The 4,811-nt window shown below is 60.6% G+C and carries 5 protein-coding genes; 2 read left to right on the top strand and 3 right to left on the bottom strand.

Annotated features, from left to right (window positions below; translation table 11 throughout):
- On the top strand, positions 1–340 hold a 340-nt coding region (locus BM388_RS17335), incomplete at its 5' end, for an IS30 family transposase (RefSeq protein ID WP_139233992.1).
- Here BM388_RS17335 and BM388_RS17330 read toward each other — a convergent pair.
- Genes BM388_RS17330 through BM388_RS17320 form a run of 3 tightly spaced genes read right to left on the bottom strand, consistent with a single transcriptional unit; the run spans position 330 to position 4,537 of the window.
- Positions 330–797: a GNAT family N-acyltransferase gene (locus tag BM388_RS17330; protein WP_245781594.1), complete on the bottom strand. Its 468-nt coding sequence runs from the start codon at positions 795–797 to the stop codon at positions 330–332. The genes BM388_RS17335 and BM388_RS17330 overlap by 11 nt on opposite strands.
- On the bottom strand, positions 794–3,661 hold the full coding sequence (locus BM388_RS17325) for a bifunctional diguanylate cyclase/phosphodiesterase (protein ID WP_089852469.1): 2,868 nt from the start codon (positions 3,659–3,661) through the stop codon (positions 794–796). Before BM388_RS17325 ends, BM388_RS17330 begins: the two co-directional genes overlap by 4 nt.
- Before the next feature lie 33 nt (positions 3,662–3,694).
- The gene (locus tag BM388_RS17320; protein WP_175535153.1) at positions 3,695–4,537 is read right to left on the bottom strand and encodes a hypothetical protein; all 843 of its coding nucleotides are present in this window, start codon (positions 4,535–4,537) and stop codon (positions 3,695–3,697) included.
- 66 nt (positions 4,538–4,603) lie between these two features.
- Here BM388_RS17320 and BM388_RS18040 point away from each other — a divergent pair.
- On the top strand, positions 4,604–4,811 hold a 208-nt coding region (locus BM388_RS18040), incomplete at its 3' end, for a transposase (RefSeq protein WP_217641106.1).

Here is a 4,811-nt window from a genome sequence, read left to right as displayed (position 1 = left end):
GAAACCTCGTCGGGGCGCGGTCCAGACCATCACGCTGGACAATGGCTCCGAATTCGCCGAGCACCAAGCCGTGTCCAAGGCAGTGACAGCAGCGACATACTTCTGTGATCCCTACTGCTCCGGGCAGCGTGGGACCAACGAGAACACCAATGGCCTGATACGGCAGTACTTTCCCAAGGGAACGGACTTCCGCCAGGTCACCGATGCCGAGCTTCGCAGGGTGCTCAGGAAGCTGAATGACCGCCCTCGAAAACGGCTCGGCTATCGGACACCGGCACAGGTATTCCTGGGGGAATACTCAGGAGCCCTGGATACCGCAGGTGCTGCACTTATTGCTTGAATTCAGGTTTTTTCCTGAAAAGCGGGTGAACGGCAAGTCGAGATACTTCGCATATCAAACTTTTCGGAAATTTTTCGGGATGAAATTCAGAGCCCTCTAAGCTGTGTCCGCTGTATTCTTCCAGCGGCAGCCTTTTTTGTGGATGGTTGTTAGACCTGTCAATGATGACCACTCTCAAGCAGCCGGCATCTATGTTGCTCGATTTGTGCTGAAGAAGGCATAATATAGAGTTTTGATCATGCGTATCTTTTTCTAGTGGACTGCTAGTCTTCTCCCCTATCTCATAATGCAGCTCTTCATGGAAAACCGCATGCCGAAGAGCAAAAGCCCGTTCCTTTTGTTCTGGGGTGTGGGCGATGATCAATCTGAAATGGTCGAGAAGCTGGTCGGGGTCGATATCGTTTCCAGAGGGGGCGGGCATGGCCCGTCGCTGGTCTTTTGTTGTGTCGTCTCTCACCGGCTACCTCCTTTTAGCCCGCACTGCGTAGCAGTGCTGTGTGTTTGCTCGAATGTTTCTCTGAGTAGCGACGGCCTGCCCAGATGAAAACCTTGGCCGTAGGCGATTCCGTAGGACTCCAACACCGGCAGCAGGGCTTCCTGGTCGACGAATTCGGCAATCGCTTGCTTGCCGAACCCGGCGGCGATATCCGCGATGGCCTGAACGATCACTCGGCTCTCTGGGCTGATCAACAGGCTGCGAATGAATGAACCGTCGATCTTGATGTAGTCCACCGGCAGCTGTCCGAGATAGTGGAAACTACTGAACCCTACCCCGAAGTCGTCCAGGGCGGTCCGGCATCCGAGGTCGCGAAGTGCCTGCAGCACGCCGCGCGCCGTGGAGAAGTCGGTCACGGCGGCGGTTTCGGTAACTTCGAGGATAAGGTGGTGGGGGTCGGCACCACTGGCGGCCAGTTCATCGGCCAGGAACTGCTTCAAGCCTTCATCGTGCAGGGACTGGCCGGACAGGTTGACTGCCAGGCAGATGCCACGATCCTGTATCTCGCTGAGCAGCTGCAGGCTGTGACGCAGCACCCAGCGATCGATCTGCACGATCTGTCCGCTGCGCTCCGCGACCGGGATGAACGCGGCGGGAGAGATCAGGCTGCCGTCGGCATCGCGCATGCGCAGCAGCACCTCGTAGTGCTTCACGTCGCGATCCTCCAGCCGCATGATCGGCTGCACCACTAGTTCGAAGCTGTCCTCTGCCAGGGCGCTGCGTACTTGTTCGACCCAGTAGACACGCTTCTGCAGTTCGTCCTTGGCATTCTCGGATCGCGAGAGCAGGTGCCAGTGCTGGATGCCGCTCTCCTTGGCCTTGTACATGGCCACGTCGGCGCTGGCCATCATGTCGGCCGGCGTCGCGCCGTGAGAGGGGAAGAGGGCGATGCCAATACTCGCGGTGACCCGATGGCGTCGTCCAGCGGCGGTGAATCCCAGGCTGTCGAGCAGCTGATAGATGTGCTGGGCCACCTGGATCGCCTGGTCCGCATCGGCATGTTCCAGAAGCAGCGAGAACTCGTCGCCTCCCAGGCGGGCGATGATCCCGCGGTACCCCAGGTTTAGTACGAGGGTCTCGGCCACCTCACGCAGCAGACGGTCGCCGACGTGGTGGCCGCTCAGCTCGTTGACCTCCTTGAACTGATCCAGGTCGAGCAGCAGCACGGCCCCGCGTGACTCGCGCCACAGCGCCTGCTGCAGAGCGTCCTGGAAGTAGCGTCGGTTATGGAGCTCGGTGAGGGGGTCGCGTTCGGCCAGCCAGGTCAGGCGCGCCTCCGCTGCCTTGCGTTCGGTGATGTCGAGCCCCACCGAGATCCGTGCCTTGCCGTCGTCGCTGCCCGATGGCAGCGGGGCATGGTACCAGGCGATGGTATGGAGGCGCTGGTCCGGGGTATGCAACGTCCGCTCTTCTTGGTGGGGAATGTCGAATGTGCTCAACGGCGAGGGACGGCCGGCCTCGAACACGTCGACGAAATGGCGGCCCAGCAGCGAGGAATCATCCAGGTCCAGCATCGCACGGGTATAGTCGTTGACCAGGCTGATCCGTCCACTGCTGTCCTGGGCGATGATGAAGACGCGAGCGGTATCCAGCAGACTGTTGACGAAGTCCCGCTCCTTGGCCAGCTCGTTGACGCGTGTCGCTAGCTGGTCGCCGCGTTCCTCTACTTCCCCTTCGAGCTTCTCGAGCTGACGAGAGAGTGACAGGGTGGTGCTCTCTAGTACGTCAATCTCGTCCGGCAGTCGATGACGGCTAGCGGGAATTGCAGCCCTGACATCCTCGAAGCCCCCGCTGGCAAGCGTCGGCAGCAGGCTGGCTATGCGGCGCAGGCGCGCCATGGGGCGCAGCAGGATCATCAGCAGCAGCAGCTCGGCGGCCAGCCAGCCGGCCATTCCAACCGCCATCAGGGTGCGCGTGTCCTCGTTGATGGCCTGGATCTGGGAGGTTATATCGGAGATCAGCAGAAAATAGCCGTTACCGCGACCGTCCGCATCCTCATCCATGCGAACCGCGCTGAGCTCGAGATGCTGCCCCTGGTCCTTCAGCTGCACAGGGCGTTGCAGTAATGCGCCGATGGGCCCGAGATGCGAAGCCCGCTGCAGCAGGGGCAGGCTCTCTTCCTGGCGCGTCAGGGCCAGCAGATAACCGTTCCAGGCTGTAATCCTGCGCTTCTCTACAAGGCTCTGGTTCACCAGTGGACCGGTAACCAGCAGGGCGACCTCGGCGTTGGAGACCTCTCTAGCCTGGCGCGTAACGTCGGCGAGCGAGCGCGATAGCATGACCATGCCGACGCTTTCCCCATCCACCAGCACTGGGACGGCGGCCACCTGCTGACAGTTCGTCTTGCAGCGCAGCGTCGTGATAGGAGTCTCGGTGCTCATGACCCGCTGCGCCCAGGCCTGGATCGGTAGGCTGCCGTCGGACTGGCCGGAGCCCCAGTGTCCGAGAAGCCGCCCTCGAGCGTCGGCCACCAGGATCTCGTCGATACCCGCGTCGAGCTGCAGGGTTGGCCACTGGGAGGCCAGCGCTTTCTCGACGTCGTCCGCATCGCCGGCCTCGAGTGGCGGGCCGAGGCGAGGCGAGGCCGCGGCCAGGCCCGCCATCTGACGAAGGTTCTCCGCCGAGCGCTGCAGGGCCAGGCGGATTTCGCGCTGCTGGCGCTCATGATGCTCGTAACGGCTCTCCTGAAACTGACGCGTCAGATTCTCGTGGCCCATCCAGGTGAACAGCACCACGAGCCCGACCAGAAGCAGGCTGCTCAGGGCAATGACCCGCCACGTCAGGCTGAGCCGGTGGCGGGACTGGTGGGACGAGGAGAGTGTCATCTCATTGGGTTCCGGGCCAAAAACATAGAGTCGTCAGAAACGCAGCGAGAGCTGAAACAGCAGCATGTTCCAGCGACGGCTGGTTTCCGAGGAGACCGGATTATCCTGAATGGGCAGCCAGGCCGTACCATCGACATGGTGATATTCGGCCGCAAGAAGGATCCGTGGATGCACGCTCCACTGCAATCCCATGGTGATGTCTTCTGCGAATCGTGAATGGGCCGGTCCGAGCCCCTGCTTTTCATACGCTTTACCCGACCGGTCTTTCTTATCGCTGATTAAGCTGTCATAGCGGATCAACCACTGCCAGTTCTCATAGAAGCGATTCGAATACTGAATGTACCAGCTCTCGCCTGTAACGTCTGATTCGCGTATGGCGCCGTGACCCGACACGGCGAGATTGCGGATGGCATATTCACTGGTGAGCGCCCAGCTGCCGGTGTCGTACTGCAGGGATAGGATCCATGGCTGAAAATTCAATGTGCCATGCTGTGAGCCGGTGTTGAGGTCGAGGTTTACATCAGCGGTGCTTAGAGCGGCAGTGAAGCGCCCATCGTCATGCTCGTACATCAGCTGAGCGATCGAGGAGGTGTCGCCATCCACGCTGGAGTCGAGGTCGGGCGGGAATAGCTGTGTCGCGAGATCTCGAGTCGTCGGTGTGCCTATGCCGCCTTGGAAACGCACTATACCGTTTTCGAATCGCTCTTCGGCATAAACGCTGGCTCCGTCGGCGGACAGGCCTAGTGATCGAGTGCGATCGAAATAGATCGACTGTGGCAACAAGATACTGGGTCGAGTAAAGGCCACGTCTCGAGTCCGGTTGTAGAAGCCGAAAGGGTTCTTGAAGCGCCCTAGCCCGGAAATTGCACCAGACATGAAAAAGGCGGCTGAAAATCGGTTATAATTCAAGAGCCTAACCAAGAATCAACCGCATCAGCCGCCATGACAAAATGTACCACGCCGACTGCCTCCTTTCCACGCTGTAAAGGCCGCCAGGTCACCGCCGGTTTCGACGGGGGCGAGATCACCTCCGATGGCGGTGTCCTGCTGCTTCGCCAGCTGGATCGCGAGATGGGGCTGACCCGTACCATCGCGCGCCGCCTCGATGATGCTCGGGCCACTCGCCGTTGCCAGCACCGCGCCGAGACCA

The organism is Halomonas saccharevitans, assembly GCF_900116405.1.
Lineage (GTDB): Bacteria > Pseudomonadota > Gammaproteobacteria > Pseudomonadales > Halomonadaceae > Halomonas > Halomonas saccharevitans.
The sequence above is the reverse complement of the archived record's forward strand: the minus strand, read 5'-3'. Positions and strand labels throughout refer to the sequence as shown.